The organism is Coleofasciculus sp. FACHB-712 (genome assembly GCF_014695635.1).
Classification (GTDB): domain Bacteria; phylum Cyanobacteriota; class Cyanobacteriia; order Cyanobacteriales; family FACHB-T130; genus FACHB-T130.
In genome coordinates this window covers 13003-34781 of sequence record NZ_JACJOQ010000360.1, presented here as the reverse complement: position 1 = coordinate 34781, position 21779 = coordinate 13003, and the positions used below count along the sequence as shown (strand labels likewise).

The 21779-nt window shown below is 46.1% G+C and carries 22 protein-coding genes; 13 read left to right on the top strand and 9 right to left on the bottom strand.

What is annotated here, in order from left to right; all coding sequences use genetic code 11:
* Window positions 1-585: 585 nt before the first annotated feature.
* The 3 genes from H6F50_RS09750 to H6F50_RS09740 all read right to left on the bottom strand — a co-directional run bounded on the left by H6F50_RS09750 (window position 586) and on the right by H6F50_RS09740 (window position 3503).
* Window positions 586-2244, bottom strand: a complete 1659-nt coding sequence (locus tag H6F50_RS09750; protein WP_190428541.1) for a protein kinase — start codon at window positions 2242-2244, stop codon at window positions 586-588.
* 310 nt (window positions 2245-2554) lie between these two features.
* Window positions 2555-2779 (bottom strand): hypothetical protein, encoded by a 225-nt coding sequence (locus H6F50_RS09745; RefSeq protein WP_242028962.1) that lies wholly within the window; start codon window positions 2777-2779, stop codon window positions 2555-2557.
* Between the two features lie 451 nt (window positions 2780-3230).
* Entirely contained in the window at window positions 3231-3503 is a 273-nt protein-coding gene (locus H6F50_RS09740) for a hypothetical protein (RefSeq protein WP_190428540.1), read from the bottom strand.
* A 305-nt stretch (window positions 3504-3808) separates the two neighbouring features.
* Here H6F50_RS09740 and H6F50_RS09735 point away from each other — a divergent pair, with 305 nt between their 5' ends.
* The 4 genes from H6F50_RS09735 to H6F50_RS09720 all read left to right on the top strand — a co-directional run bounded on the left by H6F50_RS09735 (window position 3809) and on the right by H6F50_RS09720 (window position 6120).
* Entirely contained in the window at window positions 3809-3973 is a 165-nt protein-coding gene (locus tag H6F50_RS09735; protein ID WP_190411245.1) for a hypothetical protein, read from the top strand.
* A gap of 177 nt (window positions 3974-4150) precedes the next feature.
* Window positions 4151-4597, top strand: coding sequence for a tellurite resistance TerB family protein (locus tag H6F50_RS09730; protein WP_190428539.1), 447 nt, complete (start codon window positions 4151-4153; stop codon window positions 4595-4597).
* Between the two features lie 378 nt (window positions 4598-4975).
* A complete protein-coding gene (locus tag H6F50_RS09725) occupies window positions 4976-5362 on the top strand; it encodes a hypothetical protein (RefSeq protein ID WP_190428543.1) in 387 nt (128 codons plus the stop codon).
* Window positions 5363-5601: 239 nt separating this feature from the next.
* A complete protein-coding gene (locus H6F50_RS09720; protein ID WP_190428538.1) occupies window positions 5602-6120 on the top strand; it encodes a hypothetical protein in 519 nt (172 codons plus the stop codon).
* 129 nt (window positions 6121-6249) lie between these two features.
* On the opposite strand, the gene H6F50_RS09715 is transcribed toward H6F50_RS09720, so the two are convergent.
* Entirely contained in the window at window positions 6250-6345 is a 96-nt protein-coding gene (locus H6F50_RS09715; RefSeq protein WP_190411348.1) for a cytochrome b6-f complex subunit PetL, read from the bottom strand.
* A gap of 96 nt (window positions 6346-6441) precedes the next feature.
* On the opposite strand from H6F50_RS09715, the gene aroB reads away from it, so the two are divergent.
* From aroB to H6F50_RS09700, 4 genes are all read left to right on the top strand, one after another.
* Complete coding sequence (gene aroB, locus H6F50_RS09710) at window positions 6442-7545, top strand: 3-dehydroquinate synthase (RefSeq protein WP_190428537.1); 1104 nt, start codon at window positions 6442-6444, stop codon at window positions 7543-7545.
* A 70-nt stretch (window positions 7546-7615) separates the two neighbouring features.
* Window positions 7616-7747 carry a hypothetical protein gene (locus H6F50_RS27550; RefSeq protein WP_277878448.1) on the top strand — a complete coding sequence of 44 codons (132 nt, stop codon included), beginning with the start codon at window positions 7616-7618 and terminating at the stop codon, window positions 7745-7747.
* A gap of 307 nt (window positions 7748-8054) precedes the next feature.
* Entirely contained in the window at window positions 8055-9665 is a 1611-nt protein-coding gene (locus H6F50_RS09705; protein WP_190428536.1) for an NAD(P)H-quinone oxidoreductase subunit 4, read from the top strand.
* Window positions 9666-9839, top strand: coding sequence for a hypothetical protein (locus H6F50_RS09700; RefSeq protein WP_190411361.1), 174 nt, complete (start codon window positions 9666-9668; stop codon window positions 9837-9839).
* Here H6F50_RS09700 and H6F50_RS09695 read toward each other — a convergent pair.
* Window positions 9783-9944 carry a YqaE/Pmp3 family membrane protein gene (locus H6F50_RS09695; protein ID WP_190411249.1) on the bottom strand — a complete coding sequence of 54 codons (162 nt, stop codon included), beginning with the start codon at window positions 9942-9944 and terminating at the stop codon, window positions 9783-9785. The genes H6F50_RS09700 and H6F50_RS09695 overlap by 57 nt on opposite strands.
* Window positions 9945-10345: 401 nt before the next feature.
* Here H6F50_RS09695 and H6F50_RS09690 point away from each other — a divergent pair, with 401 nt between their 5' ends.
* On the top strand, window positions 10346-12517 hold the full coding sequence (locus H6F50_RS09690; protein WP_190428535.1) for an ATP-binding protein: 2172 nt from the start codon (window positions 10346-10348) through the stop codon (window positions 12515-12517).
* A 128-nt stretch (window positions 12518-12645) separates the two neighbouring features.
* On the opposite strand, the gene H6F50_RS09685 is transcribed toward H6F50_RS09690, so the two are convergent.
* Window positions 12646-13014 carry a translation initiation factor gene (locus H6F50_RS09685; RefSeq protein WP_190428534.1) on the bottom strand — a complete coding sequence of 123 codons (369 nt, stop codon included), beginning with the start codon at window positions 13012-13014 and terminating at the stop codon, window positions 12646-12648.
* A gap of 378 nt (window positions 13015-13392) precedes the next feature.
* Here H6F50_RS09685 and trpB point away from each other — a divergent pair, with 378 nt between their 5' ends.
* Window positions 13393-14643, top strand: coding sequence for a tryptophan synthase subunit beta (gene trpB, locus H6F50_RS09680; RefSeq protein WP_190428533.1), 1251 nt, complete (start codon window positions 13393-13395; stop codon window positions 14641-14643).
* A gap of 203 nt (window positions 14644-14846) precedes the next feature.
* Here trpB and dnaB read toward each other — a convergent pair whose 3' ends face one another.
* The 3 genes from dnaB to gloB all read right to left on the bottom strand — a co-directional run bounded on the left by dnaB (window position 14847) and on the right by gloB (window position 17743).
* Window positions 14847-16223: a replicative DNA helicase gene (gene dnaB, locus H6F50_RS09675; RefSeq protein ID WP_190428542.1), complete on the bottom strand. Its 1377-nt coding sequence runs from the start codon at window positions 16221-16223 to the stop codon at window positions 14847-14849.
* Between the two features lie 153 nt (window positions 16224-16376).
* Window positions 16377-16835, bottom strand: coding sequence for a 50S ribosomal protein L9 (gene rplI / locus H6F50_RS09670; protein ID WP_190428532.1), 459 nt, complete (start codon window positions 16833-16835; stop codon window positions 16377-16379).
* A 134-nt stretch (window positions 16836-16969) separates the two neighbouring features.
* A complete protein-coding gene (gloB, locus tag H6F50_RS09665; protein WP_190428531.1) occupies window positions 16970-17743 on the bottom strand; it encodes a hydroxyacylglutathione hydrolase in 774 nt (257 codons plus the stop codon).
* Window positions 17744-17914: 171 nt separating this feature from the next.
* Between gloB and H6F50_RS09660 the strand changes: the two genes are divergently transcribed.
* From H6F50_RS09660 to H6F50_RS09650, 3 genes are all read left to right on the top strand, one after another.
* The gene (locus H6F50_RS09660; protein WP_190411256.1) at window positions 17915-18121 is read left to right on the top strand and encodes a hypothetical protein; all 207 of its coding nucleotides are present in this window, start codon (window positions 17915-17917) and stop codon (window positions 18119-18121) included.
* 244 nt (window positions 18122-18365) lie between these two features.
* Complete coding sequence (locus H6F50_RS09655; RefSeq protein WP_190428530.1) at window positions 18366-19577, top strand: glycosyltransferase; 1212 nt, start codon at window positions 18366-18368, stop codon at window positions 19575-19577.
* Between the two features lie 43 nt (window positions 19578-19620).
* Complete coding sequence (locus H6F50_RS09650; protein WP_190428529.1) at window positions 19621-21639, top strand: ABC transporter ATP-binding protein; 2019 nt, start codon at window positions 19621-19623, stop codon at window positions 21637-21639.
* Window positions 21640-21779 lie beyond the last annotated feature (140 nt).

Sequence of the window (21779 nt, the reverse complement as noted above, 5' to 3'; positions counted from 1 at the left end):
CGCCCGTCTGAAGGCGCTCGGATTGAGGACTTTCAACTGTTGGTAGAGCATGAGCAGATTCAGTAACGCTTACCTACTTTTGGCTCATTTTCTTGATTCATGCAAGAGGTCTAATGAACTGAAAGGTCTAATCCAGCAGGAGATGGGTTTCAACGACCATCCCAACTAGGGGTGGGTTGAAAGGAAAGACCAATCCGGAAGTTGGGAGTGAATGAAGTTTCAACTTTCATCCCAACTAGGAGTGGGTTAAAAGTCAACGAGGTTGACTTGCTGTGCGGGTCGATAGGGTTTCAACTTTCATCCCAACTAGGGGTGGATTGAAAGCGGCTCAGTATATTCTGTCGTTTGGACGTGGTTGAAGTGTTAAAAGTGACAAATAATTAGTTAATGTACAAAGGCGCACTTCCTTAACACTATCTAGCTAGATAGATAGTCCCTGCAAGAATGACATTAATTTGTCACTGTTACTTCAGCGACATTAATTTGTCTCAACGTCACACAATTCGTCATAACGACAGCAATCTGTCATCGATGACAAATAATTAGTCACTGTACAACAGCGATCGCGGCTCAGGCGACACGTCATTAACGCCAACCTAACCAACGCAGAAAAGGCACAACCAAGTAGTAACTCACGCCCAGCCAGAAGGCAATCGTGACACCCAGGAGACTGAAAAAACCAAGGCTAGGAAGGAGATCGAACGAACTAAGAGTAAAGAACCCTAAACCCCCAAAGATTCCGGCTGTGCCAGATGCGGCGACAATGGCGTGAACCAGTTGATGGCTGGGCAAACCAAGACCGAGCGTTAACGGGCCAACAGCAACTGCAATCAACGTGACCATTTGCAGCACCGTTCCAGCAGGCATCAGATGGCAAACCAGCCACCCTAACCCATAGCCAAAGACACCCATGAGTCCAGCCACTAAACGGCGCTTGCGTTGACCAAAGCCACCAGCTTCAGTAAGACCCCAAGCCGTTCCCCATCCAGCGAATGCAAATAGCAGAATGGCTTGTCCGACTGGGGGTGGAATATAGGGGAAAACAGGTGGTAGCTGCGCCAGCAAAGCAGCGAAATGAGTCCCTAAAGGGAACACATAAGCCAAAGAAAAACCAGTAACAGCAAACACCCCCCCCGCAATTCCGCCAACAAGCATCTCCCAAAGCGTATCCAGGCAAGCTGTCACAACTTTAGCGATCGCTCGAACCACGAAAAGAGCCGTTTGACCCGCTAGCGTCACAATAGAGGCGATCGCGACCCACAACAGCTTCAAACTTCTGCTAGCGAGGGTCGCGATCGCATCCGAGAAAGACTGCGGAACCTGACTGGTTTTCGTCTTCATGGAAGAATCCCCAGCCAGACGCTGCTGAATTTCCACAGCCGTTGCCGGTCGCTGGCGCACATCAGCCTGCACCATATCATCCAGCAAATCGGCGAAGGCGGGACTCACCGGGGCGCAATGACGCCAACGTAACTCCCCTGTCGCCGGGTCTTCCAACTCTGGGGGATATCGACCTGTGAGCAAGTGAATCATCGTTTGACCCAGCGCATAGAAATCTGCCGCCGGTCCCACCGCACCTCCAAAAATCTGCTCCGGCGGACTGTATCCGGGAGAAATCAAACGCGTTGAACTTGCCTCTTGTCCCACTTGGACAGTGTTTATCTGTTTCGCCCCGCCAAAATCAATTGCCACCAGTTGCCCGGTTTCCTGGCGAAGCATCAAGTTGGAGGGTTTAATATCTCGGTGAATAATCTGCCGCCGATGCAACTCTTGTAAAATATCAAGCGCTTGCTTCAGCCAATTCGCCACCAGCGGCTCGGGACACCCTTGGGGATAGTGGCGCTCCAGGATATCCTGCAATGTCTGACCGTTGATTTTTTCCATTACCAGACAAGGCAGACGCCGGTAAGAGGGATGACCCAAATTCACGACAAAATAGCTATCTGGCTCGACGCTAGGGACACCCGGATGATGCAGACTTGCTAAAACAGATGCTTCTTGCTCAAACAGTTCCTGCGCCTTTGATGAAGATTCCAGTAATACCTTCAGCACCCGGTCTTTTGCCAACTGCAAATCCCAGACTGTATAAATAGCAGCGAATCCCCCAGATCCTAAAGTCTGGAGAGGAATATAGCGATTGTTCAGATGTAGCGGTGCCCCACAACAGTTGCAAAATTTGTTTCCCCAAGGCTGGGGATAGGGACGCGAACAATCGGGATTAATACAGTGGGCAGCACTGGTCACAGACTAGAATTAGATGAAAACACAAGCTCCCTCGATTCTACTCGACGCCTCAGACTAACCGGAAAACCCGCCAGGATAATCTTCACCAGCGATAAGTAAATACGATACTACCAGCCCTTGAGGAACTTTATCTTTGTTCTAGAACCGACTGAGCGCTTGATAAGGGCATGGTGATTCTTAAAACGATATCCATTGGGTGGTATCGGGTGCAATCTAATAATTTAAAGCGTTTAGATACAAACAAAGCCGGAGAGTTGCTTCTCCGGCTTTGTTTTCACTTGTCGTGCTTCTTTAATGTATTACCAAAAACTTATTTGGCAGAGAGAGTAGTAGCGGTCTGCTGTTGAATCCATGCTGAATGCAAGTCCTCCTCTACAAAAGCCTTTTTCCCAGACTTTAAACTTTCAGCTATAAGCACTTTGATGGTTGGTAAATAAACCCCATTAACCATTTCATGTCCGTAACCAACCACTTTGCCAAAATGCCCAGTTTTCTGGCTAAGAACATCATCCCCTATGGCAAACATGATTTCCATCCTTTTGCGGTGATTCTTTTACTAATCTAATTACTGGTTTAAACCTTTGCTTCTATCAAAGGGAAGGAGTAGCTGTTCCAAAGAAATACCCACATATTAAGTCATTAAGTGCTTTTGAATACATTACTCTGTAATTAGTTTGTTTTTTTAAAACAAACTAATTGTTTTTGATAAGCTGTAATGTGGAACCAAAGCTTGCCAATTTTACAAGTTGCCGACAGTCTAACAAATTGAAAGGATCATCTATCTGATTCTCTCCGTTAATCCTTTGTTCAAGCCTATAGCAAGCACAAACAGCAAAATCAAATAATAATATTAAAGGTAAAAGAGATTACAATATTTATGGCCAAGAATGAATCCCTAAATCAACTGCTTATAAATAAATTTTAAAAACATTATTTAACTAGCAATTGCTGTAGCTAGAAACGGCGAACTAGTATACAAGAAGCAATTAATTCCCAAAGATAAAAGCCTCAACATCTTCCCTTAATTGGGAAAATGTTGATTTTCTTAAAAAATTAAGACGATCGGGAAGCTGAGAAAAACTAAAGTTTACGAGAAACTTGGATGCGATCGCTTTCTTAGGAAAAGTTTTTTCTTGCAAGTTTAGAGGGGACTTGAACCAAATCTCGGTATCAAGAGCAAACCCAAAAACGCAGGAATCGTTGAAGTGGGCGAACTGACAAGTCAGCGCTAGGCTAACGCCTCGCTTCGCTGTTTTCATGCCCAAGGGGCTGTACGCTAACGCGCACCTCATTATAAAAAACATTTAAGTATAAAAAATCAAGAACTAAAAACCTGAAGCTTTGCTAAATGACTCAATTCGTCGATTGCCTCAGTATTATTGCTGTTGAGGTTAGTATTTATAGTTTCATAAGACTTACCAGCCTGTTGAGTCAAACCCGTGTAATTACCGGGACATTAGTGGCTCTTAGGCTAAATCTAGTGATTCTTCTGAGGAAATGAGTAGCCAGTGTGTGGAGTAATAAGGGAAGAACAACAACAGCCCAGAGCTGAGAAGGCCAAACCATGACGACCTACATTACTTTTGAAACCGCGCTACGGATGCTTGAAAACGCCTATTTAGCTTCAGTTATCTTCCTCCTTGCGGCTTCTTACCTGGGTTTAATCGCGATCGACAAGATTGAAAAAGCTAGCGACAACACCCCCTCACGGCAACTCGGTTCTCGTTGAACAGCGATCGCTAAAAGTTCTCGCTCAAATAGTTTGACTGTTAAAAATACTCATCTAGGACTCGCGTCATACTCAACCAAGCTGCGAATTGAAGTTGACAGGCTTCTGGAATCATCAGCATCAATCGTGTAGGACAAGTAAATACCTACCTACTATGCCCCTAAGGAGTAGACTGCGATGGGCTTGTTTGACAAAGTATTCAGTACTCAGAACAAAGTTCAAGAAACGCTTAGTCCAACGGAAGCATTTGCTGCTATTACCTTAGCTGCTTGTGCCTCTGACGGATACCTCTCCGACGAAGAAGCACGAGGCATTTCTTCTACACTGTCTCGAATGAAACTCTTCAGAAGTTATCCAGACGATGTGATGAGACGGATGTTTGATAAACTTCTCGGTATTCTTAAACGACAAGGCCCTAGCGGGTTGGTTAAAGCGGCTCGTGAATCTCTTCCTCACGATTTACAGGAAACGGCTTTTGCAGTGGCAACCGATCTCGTCTTAGCCGATGGCATCGTTACCGAAGAAGAACAGAATTTTTTAAATGATTTGCATCAAGCTTTAGAGATTTCCACGGAAACGGCGGTGCAGATTGTGCAAGTGATGTTAATTAAAAACCGAGGTTAAACCTATCCCCTCACGCTTTCGGATTAAATCTCGATAAATATTCTTCAGTAGAGACTAAATGACCCCTGTTAAGGGGTTTTTTTTTCTGGTTACGATTCCCGGTATGCGCTCAGCACTCACATCGCTCAGAAATGTCTCAAATTTCTACTTTTTATCCAATTTTTATCAACCTCTCCTCGTAAAGCATCTATATACTCTTGCGATCGCCATAACAGCGATCGCGCAGTCATTCTACTGTCTGGCGCTACTGACAAGGTTCTGCTTATACCTTCTAAAATAATTTATTTCTTCATCCTCCTAGGGGTATATTTTACTCTTTCTTTAGGTATACTTGGCAGAACCGCAAACACAGTTAGGAAGGAAACCTAAATGTCAGGAATGAACTACTTAGAGTTAGAACAAGAAATTGCCAAGATGGCTAGGGCGATGATGACCCGCAATAGCCAGATTGGGAAAGACCTGATAGCGAATTTGAGAAGTCAGATGACCCTCGAAGAGATCGGTGGCATGATGCTGGTGAGTATCGAACGTTTAATCTGGTTTGACAGCGATTCAGTGTTGTGGACGATAGAGAATCTCATTCCTGCCGATGTAATGCAAGAAATTCGCACCATTACTTCAGTAGCTGTCGGCAAACGTTTGATTTGCAAAGGATTTATGCCAGGAAAAGATTTTAGTGTCGATGCAGCTGGCAAACTGCTACTCAACGACAAAGCGAAAACAGCGATATTACCTCTGGCGACTCTAACTCCTTTGAAAAGTTGAAGATGCCGTCAGACGATTGGCTGGAAAGCACAACGCTAGCCTAGGGAAACGTCCTCAAGCATTGTGCTACAAGTCCAATCCTGGATGGGTAAACATCTTCATCTCTAGTGAGTCACAGGATTTATAGTGATAAGAATCACTAATGAGTCAAATGGGTATCACACCCCCTAAACAGATTCGATCACCGAGGGGTATAAGTAAATGCAAGATACTCAATTTAGAGGATTCTGTGACTTACGATGCCCGACAAAGCCCTCATCACCAAACCGATTAATCAACCCACAGAAATCTTAAGCCAGTTGCACAGCGGACAGCTCCTCCGGGTCAATGGTTGTCGCAGCAGCGCCTTAATTATCTGTCATCGCCACCATGCAGAATTGGCGGGTCCTGGTGCAGGGATTGGCAGTCTGTTTGATATTAATTGTAGCCGGGTGATTCCCATTGGCAACCCGTCAGTGGTTTGCCCTGAGTCTCGCGCCGAGCGACAAAAAGCTTATGAAATTCGGCAACAATGGATTCGCTTTACTCAAAAAGCAATGGAGTATTGCGTGCCGTTGCAGCGTGCCCGTGTCATTTTAGTTGTATTTGAAAAATACTTTGGTCTTGAAGCGACTGCCCAAATGCCGGATGAGATTCTGGCTCAATTGGTGGGAGTTTTGCCAAAAACAATCCAAATGGCGCGTCGAGTGACTAGCAAGCCCTGTGAGAGTACCCCAAAGCAATCTACCGTAAAGGTGTTAAGTCTAACAGAAGGATGAGAGATGAAAGGATTCGTTGATTCGTCTTCTTGTATCCTTCTGTAACCTGCCTTTAGCAAGGATGAAGTAGGAAAGAAGTACAGAACGAACAATTCCTTCATCGTTCATCCTTCGCCAGCAGGCTAGTGATTAGATCAGCTTGATGGCGCGGAGACCGAAATACAGCCCCACAGCAACAGCAAAAGCACCACCCAAAAGTAAGAAGTAAGCGATCGCTCCAGAGATTTCCATTTTTCCGATAGAACGCAATATCCACCATTGAAACATCAAGTGGAGTAGAATACAGCCCACGGGCGCTTGTTGGTTGATGGGGTTTGGTTTATGGAATCGGTGATTCGGGTTAATTTACCGCAGCAGGCTTACGAAATTGCGATCGCATCTTCTGGTCTAGGGCAACTAGGCGCTAAGATGACCAGTTTGAACTTGGGGAAGAAAGTGTTGGTTGTTTCTAACCCAGAAATTTTTCGGCACTATGGTCAAGAAGCGATCGCATCCCTTAAAGAAGCTGGTTTTGACGTTACCGAACTAACCCTTCCCGCTGGCGAACGCTACAAAACCCTCGACTCTGTCCAAAAAATCTACGACGCCACCTTGGAAAATCGCCTAGAACGCTCTTCAACGCTTGTTGCGGTAGGCGGTGGCGTAATTGGTGATATGACTGGCTTTGCTGCGGCTACCTGGCTGCGGGGGATTAACTTCGTACAAGTTCCGACAACACTCTTGTCAATGGTTGATGCTGCCATTGGCGGCAAAACCGGCGTTAATCATCCCCAAGGAAAAAATTTAATTGGTGCCTTCCATCAGCCGCGGCTGGTTTTAATTGACCCAGAGGTGCTGAAAACTTTGCCAGTGCAAGAGTTTCGCGCCGGGATGGCAGAGGTGATTAAGTATGGGATTATCTGGGATGCTGATTTATTTGAGCAGATGGAGCGATCGCCATATCTTGACTCACTCCCCTCTCTAGACGCTGGTTTATTACAAGAAATCCTGGCACGATCCTGCCAAGCCAAAGCCGATGTCGTCAGCAAAGATGAAAAAGAAGCTGGACTCCGCGCCATTCTCAACTACGGTCACACTATCGGTCATGCTGTAGAAAGCTTAACCGGCTACCGTGTCGTGAACCACGGGGAAGCAGTAGGGATTGGGATGGTCGCGGCGGGTCAGATTGCGGTTAACCTTCAGATGTGGGACAAGGCAGACGCCCAACGTCAAGATGCCCTAATTCAAAAAGCCGGATTACCCACCCAGCTACCAGCAGGGCTAGACATCGAAGCAATTATTGAGACGCTGCAAACCGATAAGAAAGTGAAAGATGGAAAGGTGCGGTTTGTCCTTCCCACCCAGATTGGGGCAGTAACTGTAACCGACCAAGTGCCGTCAGATGTAATACGACAGGTGCTGCAACAAATGGTTACTCACCAGTAATCTGTAAGCGCAAAAAGCTACACTGAGCCAACTGTTTTCGTCAAACGTCTCTGTTTATAGGGGCTTTCCGATGACTCACTTTGGCATCATCTGTCCTACCGCCTCCGGTCATCTCAACCCGATGACGACTTTAGGCTACGAATTGGTTTCTCGCGGTCATCGCGTCACTCTATTCGGGAAGCCTGTATTGGCGTTGCATTAACTGAGCAAGGGTCTTTGGGCGCTCTTGAGCGCATTAGTCTATGGCGTTCTTATCAAATATTTACTCGAAGATGGCGATCGCAGCCGTCTTTTTTTTGCCTAGATGCTTAACATAAAAATTTTTAAATTAACATATTGCAACATTTAAACAACTAGAGCTATATTCGTAGGGTAAGTATAAATTCCTAAGACATCACTTCTGATTGAGTCTATACAGGAAACTTTGGCGAAGTACAGGTTGCTCTGTTGAGTGCCTGCAATACGCCACCTAAATGCCGCAATATCGCCTCAACCTTGGGTAGGTTCTGATGATCAGTACTCAATTTCCGTGGCTCACCACGATTATTCTGCTGCCGTTACTCGCTTCCTTCGCCATCCCCGTACTACCGGATAAAGACGGCAAGACCGTCCGCTGGTACGCATTGGGAGTAGCGTTAGTAGATTTTGCTCTGATTGTTTATACCTTTTGGCGTCACTACGATTTAAAAAACCCAACATTTCAGTTAGTTGAAACTTATTCTTGGGTGCCTCAACTCGGTCTAAATTGGTCTGTAGCGGTGGATGGGCTGTCTATGCCGTTGATTGCTTTGACCGGCTTAGTCACCACCCTAGCTATCTTCGCGGCTTGGAACGTTACAAATAAGCCACGTTTGTTTTACTTTTTGATGCTGGCAATGTACAGCGCTCAGATTGGCGTTTTTGCTGCTCAGGATATGCTTTTGTTCTTCCTGATGTGGGAACTGGAGTTAGTGCCGGTGTACCTGCTCATCTCCATCTGGGGAGGGCCAAAGCGCCAGTACGCTGCAACCAAATTTATCCTTTACACTGCCTTAGGCTCGGTGTTCATTTTGGTTGCCGGTTTAGCAATGGCTTTCTATGGCGATACCGTCACCTTTGACATGGCGGAACTGGCAGCCAAGCATTACCCCTTAGCATTAGAACTCCTGGCCTATGCTGGGTTCTTGATTGCCTTCGGCGTCAAACTGCCAATTTTCCCGCTGCACACTTGGCTACCTGATGCTCACGGCGAAGCTTCCGCCCCCGTCTCGATGATTTTGGCTGGGGTGTTGCTGAAAATGGGCGGCTATGCGCTAATCCGCATGAATATCGAAATGCTGCCTAGCGCCCATGTTTATTTCGCCCCAGTCCTCGTGATATTGGGTGTCGTCAACATTGTCTATGGTTCTTTAAACGCTTTTGCTCAAGGCAATCTCAAACGACGGCTAGCTTGTTCTTCGATTGCCCACATGGGCTTTATACTGATTGGAATTGCCTCGTTCACTGACTTAGGGCTAAACGGTGCAGTTCTGCAAATGGTTTCCCACGGGTTGATTGCAGCGGCGCTGTTCTTCCTCTCAGGCGTTACCTACGAACGCACCCACACCCTGATGATGGAAAAAATGGGGGGCATGGCGAAACAAATGCCTAAAGTCTTTGCTTTGTTCACCGCCGGTTCAATGGCTTCTCTCGCCTTACCAGGGATGAGTGGATTTGTCGGGGAATTGACAGTCTTTTTAGGCTTCACCATGAGCGATGCTTACAGTTCCACTTTCAAAGTAGTGGTAGTATTGCTGGCTGCGGTGGGATTAATTTTGACGCCAGTTTATTTGCTCTCTATGCTGCGGCAGGTGTTCTACGGTAAGCAGCATCAAGAGTTGGTAACAGATTTAGTGTTGCTGGATGCCCAGCCTCGTGAGGTGTTTATTGCCGCTTGCTTAATAATTCCGATTATCGGAATTGGTTTCTATCCCAAGGTGGCAACTCAAACCTACGATGTGAAGACTGTAGCGCTCGCTGCCCAGGTTCACAATGTACTGCCTCTAGTCGCTCAAACCAAAGCGCCTCTCTACTCGCGCGGTTTAGTTGCACCAACTTTACCCGCTACTGCGGCTGGAAATTTGCTGAGTGCAGCCGAGTAATTGACTCGACTGTCCTTAGAAATCAATCGTGCTGATTTAAGGAGCCATGAAGATGGCTCCTTGTTTCTTTTAGATGGAGCCGAATGGTTAGGTTGTGGGGGAATGGAGGAGCGATCGCTATTTTCTCGAAATAATAATCCACACCGCATGAATGATTCCGGGAAAATAACCTAGAAAAGTCAAGACGAGATTGATCCAAAAGTCTCTTCCAAAGCCAACTTGCAAGAAAACGCCCAGCGGTGGCACAAAAATAGCGATCAGGATACGGAAGAAATCCATAAAAACACCTTTTGAGAATTAATGGGAATATTTTCTAGGATCTCATTGATTTGGGGAATTCTTCTCTCTATTCCGATAGAACTGTCAATCTATCGGTGAGTAGATAAAACAACTTTACTGTTATCTTTGCTACTAAAATGCTAAAAATCTTTAATGTTTAAAAATATTAAGTCAGTCGTCAGTAGAGAGGAATTTTGGGAACGGGAATTGCGGGCGATCGCCGAGAAGCAATGGTTTGTGTGAAACTATCGCGGAAATCCTCACAACATCAAGCTGGGCTGCATATTTATCAACAAGGCAGGAACTTTTTTGGGGAAAATCAGTCTAAGATGCGATGCTGCCCCAAAGAATATGAAGTTATTCTATTAAGAAAATAAAGGCACAAATAAGCAGAGCTATTATTGCAACAAATCCGGCAAAATCTGAGCATTGCTGATATGGGTATTACTGCTGATACAGAAGCGTTGTCTAGGCGGCTAAAGGGTGCAATGGTAAATGATCTAGACCAGCAGATTGAAGATTCCCTACAGCGGCTTGAGCATCTGTGGCAATGTGCTGGAAAGTTACCGATGTCTCACCAGGAGCCGCTCGTGGATGCTCTGAAAAAACTATCGACCCAACTGCAAGAAATGCAGGCCGTCATTGAGCAACTGCGCCAACAAATTCAGCAAGAATTCGCTAACAAAAATCACGCAGGACTCAAAGAACAGCAGCGTTCCCCAACCGAAGGTGAGTTTATTTTCCTTTCCACTCACCAAAAAGCTTTACAAGCAATCGAGCCTGCTTATAGCAACTTAGAGGTGGTTTCCCAGGGAAAGGGGATTGGCTTTTTGGTGACAAATCCAGAAGCCGTAATTTTATCAGCCAACCGGACTAGCGGTGAGTGGCTCGAAAGCGTTCAAGAAAGCTTAGTCGGTAAGGCGCTGGTGGAGTTCGTGGTCACGGATGCTCGCGACGACTTTCAGACTCAGCTCAGCGTCCTGCAACAGGGATTTGTTGTCAATAACTGGGAAATCTGCCTGCAAACAAGGCAGGGTAGGACGTTTAACGCTATTGTCACTGTCGAGCCAGTGCAAGAGCCGCAACATCTGCAAGTCGTGGGTTTGCGCTGGCTGCTGCAACAAATGCTTCCATGTCAAGCCGAGCGGGTAGTAGATTTTTCGGGGACAAATTGGGAGTGCGCCGATAGGGATCTAGAAAATCAGGTTGAGGGAAAAATTGCCCAAAATGATAGCGGGGTAAGGGATACGAGGTTGCAAAAAATGCTGCACGAGCAACCCCACGACCAGCTCAATCGCGATCGCACAATCCACTTGCAACAGATCCTTGACTTTGAAGCAATGCTTAAACGCATTACTGACAAAGTTCGTGATAGCCTCGACGAAAACCATATTTTGCAAACGGCTGTCGAAGAATTAACGTTAGTGTTGGGGATTGAAGGCTGCGATACAGCTTTATACGATGCCAATCAAACCACGGCAACAATCGCTCACGAATACACCCAAGGATTGCCATCGGCACTAGGAAAAGTCGTCACAATTTCTGACCTTTTTCAAGACGATGCTCAATTACTGAAAGGTCAGTATTTCCAGTTTTGTTACCTAATCCCTGAGATTCGAGGAGCGGTGGCTATCCTCGCTTGTCCGATTTTTGATAGCCAAGCAGTGTTCGGGGATCTCTGGTTATTTAAGCGACAGGAAGATGCTTTCAACGAGCTGGAAATCCAGCTTGTGCAGCAAGTGGCGTCTCAATGCGCGATCGCAATTCGACAAGCTCGACTCTACCAAGCAGCACAAGCGCAAGTCGCAGAACTGGAAAAGCTGAATCGCCTCAAAGATGACTTTCTCAGTACCGTTCCCCATGAATTGCGATCGCCAGTTGCCAACATGAAAATGGCGATTCAGATGTTGGGGATTGCCTTGAATAAAGACCACGGACTGTTTGCAGAACTCTCGAAGCCGCCCGCAGAAAGAAACAAAGTGGCTCGCTACTTCCATATTTTGCATAACGAATGCGAGCGAGAAACCAACTTGATCAACGATCTACTAGAGTGGCAGCGAATCAATGCAGAGATTCAGCCTTTGGTACTGACAAGCATTCAGCTAGAAGATTGGCTTCCCACAATTGTAGAAACTTTTCAAAAGCCAGCCCAAGAACGCGATCGCCACTTAGAAATTCACCTTGAGTCCGAACTGCCTCCGTTAATTTGCGATCGCACCAGTTTAGGACGCATATTCAGCGAGTTACTCAACAATGCCTGCAAGTACACGCCATCAGCCGAACGGATTGCAGTAAAAGCACGTAGCGTCGCAGATAAGATGGAAGTGAGCGTAATAAATACTGGCGTGGAAATTCCAGCCAGCGAGCGCGAACGAGTATTTGAAAAGTTTTACCGGATTCCCAACTCCGATCCCTGGAAGCAAGGCGGGACTGGCTTGGGACTGGCGCTGGTACAGAAATTGGTTGCCAATTTAGGAGGCACGATTCATCTAGAAAGTGCTGCCAATTACACTTGCTTTACAGTGTCGTTGCCGCTGAAGCCTTCGACTGTTACTGAAGCGCAACCTTCCTGAGAAATGTGCCTTACCCAAGCTGACTAAACCGACGATTATCGGTGTTTTTCCACTCCCATCGAGAGAGCAATTGATAATCCTAGATCCGTACTTTGATTGCTAGCATTTCATCCTGTTTCCAACTAAAGTCAGCCGCCACTAATTTTCGCTTTGTAGCCCAAAGTTGCGAGAACTTGGACGAGTTTCTGAGTATGATCCCCCTGAATCTCAATCGCATTTTCCTTCACTGTGCCCCCCGTGCCGCACTGAGCTTTCAACTGTTTCGCTAGGGCTTCCAGTGTTTCTGGTTTTATCTGAAAGCCACTGATTACAGTAACAGTTTTGCCCTTTCTTCCTTTCCGAGATGCCTGAACCTTGAGGTTTTGCTGATTGGGCGGTAGTTCTGGCACGGGTCGTTCTAAGGCATCTGAATTATCGGTGTTTCCGAATTCCGAGTAGATAACGCGATTTTGAGCGGGTGTTTTAGAACTGGATGCTTTGCCCTTGGAAGAAGACATAACAGTGAGTCAGGTAAAAGTTATTCAAGAACAGATTAGATCGAGGAGGAGCCAGAAATCTCTTCAAAATTTGGGCGCGAGCTTTGTCCGTGATTTATTTAGATATAGCAGCTCTCAATGAGAGTGTGAGATACATCTGTAAGAGCGCACCTATCTACCCTGTAGGGCAATTTTAGCGAATTTGTTAAATCTCGCCGCCAAAATCGAACCAGTCGCCGCCGCCGTCTTTAAATGCCACTCCAGTTGCCATCTCAACGGCTGCACCTCCCAGCCCCACTCTATCTCCGAGACACTAGAACCTTCCAGCCCAGTAATTTTGTTTTGGATAAACTCATCGAAACTATAATGAAGTTTGTGTTGTAATTCCCACAATTCGCTGTGACACGTACTCCCATTTCTCCGGATTCCCAAGAAACTGCTAACGCTTCTACACAACAACCCGACGCACTAGGGCGATTTGGACGATTTGGCGGCAAGTACGTGCCGGAAACGTTGATGCCAGCGCTGAGCGAGTTGGAAGCTGCTTTTCAGAAATACCAAGCTGAACCCGATTTCCAGCAAGAACTTCAAGGATTGCTGCGGGATTATGTAGGTCGCCCCAGCCCCCTTTATTTTGCCGAACGTTTGACGGCTCACTATGCAAAGCCAGATGGGACAGGGCCGCAAATTTATCTGAAGCGGGAAGATTTGAACCATACGGGTGCCCACAAAATCAACAATGCTTTGGCTCAGGTATTGTTGGCGAAGCGAATGGGCAAGCAGCGGATTATTGCGGAAACGGGTGCCGGACAGCATGGCGTCGCTACAGCCACGGTTTGCGCTCGATTTGGTCTGGATTGCGTCATTTATATGGGCGTCCAGGATATGGAACGGCAATCGCTGAATGTGTTCCGGATGCGGCTGATGGGGGCAGAGGTGCGCCCTGTGGCGGCGGGAACCGGAACGCTTAAAGATGCCACGTCGGAAGCCATTCGAGATTGGGTAACGAATGTAGAAACGACTCACTACATCTTAGGTTCGGTTGCAGGGCCTCACCCTTATCCGATGTTGGTGCGCGACTTCCATGCAGTAATTGGTCAGGAAACTCGCGCTCAAGCGATGGAGAAATGGGGCGGTTTGCCGGATATTCTCCTAGCTTGCGTCGGTGGTGGCTCAAATGCGATGGGACTCTTCTACGAGTTTGTGAAAGACCCATCAGTCCGGCTGATTGGAATTGAGGCGGCTGGTGAGGGTGTTGATACCGAGAAACACGCTGCCACGCTTACTAAGGGACGGGTGGGAGTTTTGCACGGGGCGATGAGCTATTTGCTGCAAGATGAGGATGGTCAAGTGGTGGAGGCGCATTCTATCAGCGCTGGTCTAGATTATCCCGGCGTTGGCCCGGAGCATAGTTATCTCAAGGATGAAGGTCGGGCTGAATACTACAGCGTGACTGACCAAGAGGCTTTGGTAGCGTTTCGGCAGTTGTCGCAGCTAGAGGGAATTATTCCAGCGTTGGAAACGTCTCACGCGATCGCTTACCTGGATATTCTCTGCCCTCAACTGACTGGCAATCCCCGCATTGTCATCAACTGTTCTGGACGCGGTGATAAGGATGTGCAAACCGTTGCTAAAGTCCTGTCTCTTTAAAGGCGATTAACTTTCTTTCCAATTCGATCATGGCTCAAGAGTAGTGAGTAATCTTTACCCACTACTCTTAACTTGTTATGAAACAAGGTGAACTAGACTGATTGAAATCACCTTGCCTCACCTAAAAGCGGAGACGGCTTTTAGGTGACGTGGCGAGTGTATACATCACGCTCAACTGAGAACCCCTATCGTGAGTTCCATCCTCAGCGATTGGAAGAAGCCAGATTACGAAAGCGTGTAAATTGCGGATCGAATAATAGTCTCACAGTCCCTACTGGGCCATTGCGATGTTTTGCAATAATAATTTCTGCAATGCCTCGGTCAGGCGTGTCATTGTTATAGTATTCATCCCGGTAAAGCATGATGATTAAGTCAGCATCTTGCTCAATACTTCCACTTTCACGTAAATCTGACATCATCGGACGCTTATTGTTACGGGCTTCGACGCCGCGACTGAGCTGGGATAAGGCAATAATCGGGACGTTGAGTTCGCGGGCTAAACCTTTGAGGCTCCGCGTCATTTTCGACAATTCTTGCACCCGATTGTCACTGGCTCCTTCCATTAATTGCAAGTAATCTAAGAGAATTAATCCCAATTCTCCATGCTGTTCTGCCTGGAGACGACGAGCTTGCGATCGCATCTGCATCACCGTCATATTGGGCGTGTCGTCAATGTAGATGGGCATCTCCGAGAGGGTGCCTAGGGCGTGCGAAAGCGGTTCCCACTCATTTTGACTAATTCTCCCAGCCCGCAGGCGGTTACTTTCAATTCCTGCCTCGCTAGCCAGCATCCGCTGCACCAGCTGTTCTTTGGACATTTCCAGGCTAAAAACAGCGACGGGCAATTTATGAAATTCAGCGATATTTCGAGCAATATTCAAACAGATAGCCGTTTTCCCCATAGACGGTCTTCCCGCCACGATAATCAAGTCAGAACGCTGAAAACCACCAGTCATCGCGTCGAGGTCATAGAAGCCACAGGGAAGACCGGGGAGGGCGAGATCCTGATGGCGGATTTCAATATCCTGAAACGTATTGATTAAGGTGTCGGAAATCGGTACCAGACCTTGCTGAGGGCGATCCTGGGTGAGACTAAAAACTTTCTGTTCCGCCTGGTCGAGAATCGTTTCCAGCTCGGTCGCTGTCTCATAACCTAACTGAGAAATCTCGCCACCTGCCTGAATTAACTTCCGGCGTAGGTATTTATCCATCACCAGTGCCGCATACTGGTCGATGTTGACGGCGGACACGGTGCGATCTACCAGTTGGGCTAACTTACTCTGCCCGCCCACTTTGTCAAGTTCGCTCCTGTCGTACAGCCAAGTAGTGACGCTCATCAAATCTGTGGGTTTTCCTTGACTGCTCAAGGCAAGGGCGGCGCGATAGATTGCCTTGTGAGCGTTAATCGAAAATGCGTCTGGCTGAAGGATATCGGCAACTCGACCGATGGCTTCCGGATCTAGTAAAATACCTCCCAAAATACTTTCTTCGGCTTCAATGTTTTGGGGGGGTAAGCGATTCGCCAAGGACGACATCGCTTCGTTACCGTTTTTGCCTTGGAAATTTAGTTCGTTAGCCATAACAAGGCCGTTCTCAAAAAGATTCAGACCGTGACTATAGATAATGGGGGTTAAGCGATCGCACTCCTGCTTCACTCAACCCCCTTCCTTGGCAGGAAAATATCGGTCAAACCGTTGTAGCGGCGACTCAATTTTTCAGGCAAGGCACTCCGATTAGCTGGGCACAACCTGAATTTGCACAACTGCACTAACTTCAGGGTGTAGCTTGATCTCTGCCTTGTAGGTGCCCGTCTCACCAATATCGGGAAGACTGATCGTCCGGCGATCGATTTCCTTCCCAGTGGCTTGGAGAATGGCTGTCACCACTTCTGCACTCGTGACGGTACCGAAAATGGCATTTTCTTCACCCACCTGCTTGGCGATGGTGTAGCTGCCCACAGCTTCTATGGCAGTCTTCAGCTCAAGGCTCTGCTGTTTTTCTTCCAACAGGCGCACCCGCTCTTTTTCTTTGCGCCGTTCGACTTGCTTGAGCAAGCCAGCAGTGGCAGGGATTCCCAGTTTTTGGGGAATTAGATAATTGCGAGCATAGCCGGGAGCGACTTCAACCAAGTCACCGCTTTTTCCTAGCTTGCTGACATCTTGATTCAAAACTAATTGCACGCGCTTCGCCATAGTTTTTTTTCTGCTACAGACAAAAGAAAATTAATCGTGGGGTAGAACACTCCATACTACGAAAATATGTTGAGCGATCGCAATATAAAATCTGAATTCAGCGAATGCCTATCTGTTTGCCGGGGTACAGAATCCTAAAACCGATCTTTCATCCCCCGCAGCCGAGCAAAAGCCTGCACTGGATCTTGGCTGTTCACTGCTGATTGCAGCGTCGGAGTGTCCCAGCGTAAAAATGGATTCGTGCGCTTTTCTACTCCTAGCTTCGATGGCACCGTTGCCTCCAAACGACTGCGGGCGTCTTTGACCTCAGCATAGCGGGATTGTAAATCTGGATTTTCCCCATCGACGGTGAGAGCAAATTGGAGGTTTTTCAGAGTGTATTCATGAGCGCACCAAACGCGGGTAGTATCCGGTAAAGCCCTGAGCTTGCTCAAGCTTGACACCATCTGAGTGGGTGAACCTTCAAACAGCCTGCCACAGCCACCGGCAAACAAGGTGTCACCACAAAATAAATCGCCCGTTTCCTCAGCAGTTGCTGGCGGGAAGTAGTAAGCAATGTGGGCGCGGGTATGTCCGGGAACAAAGAAAACTTCGCCACTTCTACCGGCAAACTCGACGCGATCGCCCTCCTCCAAAAACACCTGTTGCCCAGGAATTCTCCCTTTATCCTCAGCCCCCCCATACACGCAGACATCCGGAAAGCGTTGCATCAGCTGCCGATTTCCGCCCACATGATCGCTATGATGGTGAGTATTGAAAATTGCTACCAACTGCACGTCAATTTCTTGCAAGCGTTGCAGTACCGGCTGAGCTTCAGCGGGGTCTACAACCGCTGCTATCTTCTGAGTCGGGTCATGCAGCAAAAAGATGTAGTTGTCAGAAAGTACCGGAATTCGGTCAACCTGCATTTACCACTGCCTCTGTAAGGGAGTGTCCCAATGGGACAGGACTTTATCATTTCTTAACATTATTCTTACAGAAACTTTAGACAAATGCCAACGAACGGCAAACAGATAATCTTAAATAGACAGTAGACGCCACCAAATAATCGGCGAAAATTGAGGAGTCACTAACCACCTATGGCATGGACACGAGAACGCCAGTCAAACCTACAGATTCAACAAATGGTAGACCGTATCCTGTCAGCCGGTCAGTTGACCCGAAGCGAGTATCTGCATCTGACAACGGCTATTCTTTCTGATTACCTAGTGACAGACGAAGAACGTCGCCAGCTTAATCGCATCTTTGACAATATCCAAACGGGTCATCTAAAGTTTGTTGACTAGACCTTCTTCAATTCTTTTTTAGCAGATGGGAATGCCGAACAGACACCGAACCCTACTAGCTGATTTACTTACCATTGTTTTTTCCTACATACATTTATTCCAGTTTCTTGATATTTTAACTTCACCCATTATACTGATAAAGAATGAAGTCAGTCTCTAGAAAGGATTAAATTGGTTATTTCAGCTAGACTGTACTATTACTCGCTTATTCTATGTTCAACTATCTAAATTTAACTAGAAATTTGTGGACTTACAGCAAAACAAAAAATTAAAAATTTCATTGATTGTAAGCGATCTATCCGCTAGTGGTGCAGGAAGATGGGGAGGGGCTGTTCGTACGTTTTTGCTATATGAAGCCTTAAAGAAACTTAACCATGAAGTAAAAATTTTTGGTTTTGTTTTTGGTGAAGAATCACTAGAAGTCGCTCAATCGAACATACCAATTGTTGCTATTCCTTGCGCTTATCATTCAGGTTTTATAAAAGCCGCTCAAAAACTTATAAAACAAATTGATGGAGATATTATATACGCCGTAAAACTGAAACCTACAAGTTTCGGATTATCTATCATTAAGAAAATAACAGCTCGTTGTCCTGTTATTTTAGATATAGATGACTGGGAACTCAGTTGGCATGGAGGCGAGCAATGGAAATATCGTCCCAGTTTAAAGCAATTTTATAGAGATACTTTGAAGCCTGATGGGGCATTAAGATATCCAGATCACCCTCTTTATTTGAAGTGGATGGAAAGCTTGGTATCTTATGCCGATACGATTACATTACACACTCAATTCTTGAAAGATCGCTTTGGAGGTGTATATTTACCGAATGGTAAAGATACTACTCTTTTCGATCCTAGCCAATTCGATTCTGAAGCAAGTAGAATCCGTTATGGTCTCACAGGCTACCGTATTTTAATGTTTCCAGGAGCGCCACGACCGTACAAAGGTCTTGAAGATGTCTTAGCAGCACTAGACCGGCTGAATCAGCCAGACCTTAGACTCGTAATTGTTGGGGGAAGTCCATACGATGCCTACGATAATCAATTAATGCAACAGTGGGAGCGTTGGATTATCAAACTACCAAAATATCCAGTTTCAGAAATGCCTGCTGTGGTAGCCGCTGCCCATATTGTGGTTGTTCCCCAACGAGATACCCCTGCCGCACAGGCTCAGTTCCCGCTCAAATTAACAGATGGAATGGCAATGGCAAAGCCAATTCTGTCTACTTACGTTGGCGATATTCCAGAGATTCTAGGCGGCACAGGTTATCTAGTTGCTCCTGAATCTCCAGAAGAAATTGCTGAAAAAATCCAATGGATATTCGAGCATTTAGATGAAGCAAATCAGCAGGGTATAAAAGCCAGGGAAAGATGTATATCCCACTATAGTACCGAGACAATGGCATCTATACTATCTAATGTGATTAAAGATTTGCAACTAGCTGGAAAAGTTTAAACTATCAATCATGTGAGGCTCGCTTCGTAGCAGAAAAGAAAGTATGTTTTCAAACTCTAATAAGTTACTTCTAAAATTTGCGTTACGGTATCCCGTCTTAGTCATAGCGACAGTCATTCTTGGCTTTTCCGGTGCTTTATTTAATGGCGTGAGTACAACCTTAATTGTGCCAGTAGTGCTGGATTTTTTAGGACAAAGTCAGCTGGATTTAACTGGAGGACCCCCGATCATTCGGAGAATGCTATCTGTGTTTGACGGATTTTCTGGGGAAAACCGTCTCATCGCAATGACTGGGGCAGTATTGCTAGCCATTATTCTTAAAAATGTGACTAGCTATATTAGCTCTCTAGTCGGTAGCTACCTATCTAAGTCGTTGGTCAATGATATTCGTAGAGAAGGAATTCAGCTTTTATTAGATGTCGATATTGAATATTTTGCAAAGACGAAAGTTGGAGATATCATCAATCGATTAGGACAAGAAGTTAGTCGTACTGCTGGTTCTATTCGTGTTTTAATACGGCTGTTTATCACAGTAGCCACAATTTTAGTATTTGTCTGGATATTATTATTGATTTCTTGGCAACTGACCTTAGCATCTACAGTTTTGTTGATTTTAGTAACGCTGCCAAATCAATTTTATATCAACCGCTCCAAGAAATTTGGGAAGGCAGTATCAAGAGCATCAAAGGCTTATTCTAGTGCCCAACTTGAAGTTTTGACTGGGATTCGGCTAATCAAAAGTGTTAGTAATGAAGAGCGGGAATTCGATCGACTAAACAAACTGATTAAGGACCGAGAACAAGCAGAATTACAATCGCAAGCGAACTCGGCAGCGATTGGACCTATCAACGAAGTATCGGGAATTATTGTTGTATTAGCAATTGTATTGTTAGGTCGTGCTTTATTTTTACAGCAGTTAGAGTCGCTTTCAGCAGTACTACTGACTTATCTAGTTGTCCTGTTCCGGTTACTGCCTTTTGTGGGTCAGTTAAACAGTGCGAGGGGTGAATTTGCCAACTCTGCCCCTAGCGTTGAAGTGGTGACAGATTTCTTGCGCCGGGATAACAAGCCATTGATGGTGAGTGGTGGCGTTCCTTACACCGGATTTAAAGAGGAAATTCGTTTTGAGGGCGTGTCTTTTGCCTATGCGGGAAATGACGATTTAGTCCTAAACAAGATAGATTTATGGATTCCTAAAGGGAAAACTATTGCTTTAGTCGGAGCATCGGGGGCAGGCAAGTCAACGCTGGTCGATCTACTACCCAGATTCTACGATCCGACAGAGGGCTGCATCACGATCGATGGAAGAGATATGAAGGACTTTGACATGCACTCGCTGAGAAAAGCAATGGGCATTGTCAGTCAAGATACGTTTTTATTTAATGATTCCGTTCGCAACAACATCGCCTATGCCTGGGAGAAAGTGACTGAGGAAGAGGTGATGGAAGCGGCTAAACGAGCAAACGCCTACGAATTCATTGTGAACTTACCCCAAGGATTTGATACAACCATTGGGGATCGGGGAGTTCTCCTATCGGGGGGACAACGACAACGGATTGCGATCGCTCGCGCACTGTTACGCAACCCAGAAATCCTGATTTTAGATGAAGCCACCAGTGCTCTGGATACGGTTTCAGAACGTTTGGTGCAACAGGCGATTGATGAACTTTGCCGCGATCGCACAACAGTTGTCATTGCTCACCGCCTTTCCACCGTGCAGAAAGCCGATCAAATTGCTGTAATGGAAAAAGGTCGTGTTGTAGAACTTGGCACTCATGAAGAACTGTTAAAGAAAAACGGCTACTACACTCGCCTGTACTCAATGCAGTTCTCTGAAACAACTCAAAATGTCATTAAAGCCGCCGTTAATGAAGCTTTAGTCAAAACCTCTTACGAAGTTCGGTCTCGTCTGAACCCCATGATTGGTTTCCTCAAGTTAGTAGTTGATGATTTAGTAGACAGTGCAGAAGAGTCACGCGAATTAACCGAAGAAGCCTACGAGTCAGCAATTCGTCTTCTCAGAACTTTAGAATTTCTCGAAGATAGTTCAAAAGTTAAGTAATAACAGAACTTTTTATTAAATAAGGAGAAGCCAACGTAAACGGTCTCAGTCAGGAGAATGGGTTATATTAAAGTCGTGTTAATTACTTTCTTATAATCCAAAATTTGCTAAGGGATTTATGTTTTGTCCATAAACTTTTG

What these genes read in the sequence shown, in the direction of transcription:
- rplI (WP_190428532.1), bottom strand. Translation starts at nt 16,835, where the DNA reads ATGGCGAAGCGCGTGCAATTAGTTTTGAATCAAGATGTCAGCAAGCTA.
- H6F50_RS09660 (WP_190411256.1), top strand. Translation starts at nt 17,915, where the DNA reads ATGGCATGGACACGAGAACGCCAGTCAAACCTACAGATTCAACAAATG.
- aroB (WP_190428537.1), top strand. Translation starts at nt 6,442, where the DNA reads ATGGAATCGGTGATTCGGGTTAATTTACCGCAGCAGGCTTACGAAATT.
- H6F50_RS09720 (WP_190428538.1), top strand. Translation starts at nt 5,602, where the DNA reads ATGCCCGACAAAGCCCTCATCACCAAACCGATTAATCAACCCACAGAA.
- H6F50_RS09725 (WP_190428543.1), top strand. Translation starts at nt 4,976, where the DNA reads ATGAACTACTTAGAGTTAGAACAAGAAATTGCCAAGATGGCTAGGGCG.
- H6F50_RS09685 (WP_190428534.1), bottom strand. Translation starts at nt 13,014, where the DNA reads ATGTCTTCTTCCAAGGGCAAAGCATCCAGTTCTAAAACACCCGCTCAA.
- H6F50_RS09650 (WP_190428529.1), top strand. Translation starts at nt 19,621, where the DNA reads ATGTTTTCAAACTCTAATAAGTTACTTCTAAAATTTGCGTTACGGTAT.
- H6F50_RS09740 (WP_190428540.1), bottom strand. Translation starts at nt 3,503, where the DNA reads ATGAAAACAGCGAAGCGAGGCGTTAGCCTAGCGCTGACTTGTCAGTTC.
- H6F50_RS09730 (WP_190428539.1), top strand. Translation starts at nt 4,151, where the DNA reads ATGGGCTTGTTTGACAAAGTATTCAGTACTCAGAACAAAGTTCAAGAA.
- H6F50_RS09735 (WP_190411245.1), top strand. Translation starts at nt 3,809, where the DNA reads ATGACGACCTACATTACTTTTGAAACCGCGCTACGGATGCTTGAAAAC.
- H6F50_RS09705 (WP_190428536.1), top strand. Translation starts at nt 8,055, where the DNA reads ATGATCAGTACTCAATTTCCGTGGCTCACCACGATTATTCTGCTGCCG.
- H6F50_RS09695 (WP_190411249.1), bottom strand. Translation starts at nt 9,944, where the DNA reads ATGGATTTCTTCCGTATCCTGATCGCTATTTTTGTGCCACCGCTGGGC.
- gloB (WP_190428531.1), bottom strand. Translation starts at nt 17,743, where the DNA reads ATGCAGGTTGACCGAATTCCGGTACTTTCTGACAACTACATCTTTTTG.
- H6F50_RS27550 (WP_277878448.1), top strand. Translation starts at nt 7,616, where the DNA reads ATGACTCACTTTGGCATCATCTGTCCTACCGCCTCCGGTCATCTCAAC.
- dnaB (WP_190428542.1), bottom strand. Translation starts at nt 16,223, where the DNA reads ATGGCTAACGAACTAAATTTCCAAGGCAAAAACGGTAACGAAGCGATG.
- H6F50_RS09745 (WP_242028962.1), bottom strand. Translation starts at nt 2,779, where the DNA reads ATGGAAATCATGTTTGCCATAGGGGATGATGTTCTTAGCCAGAAAACT.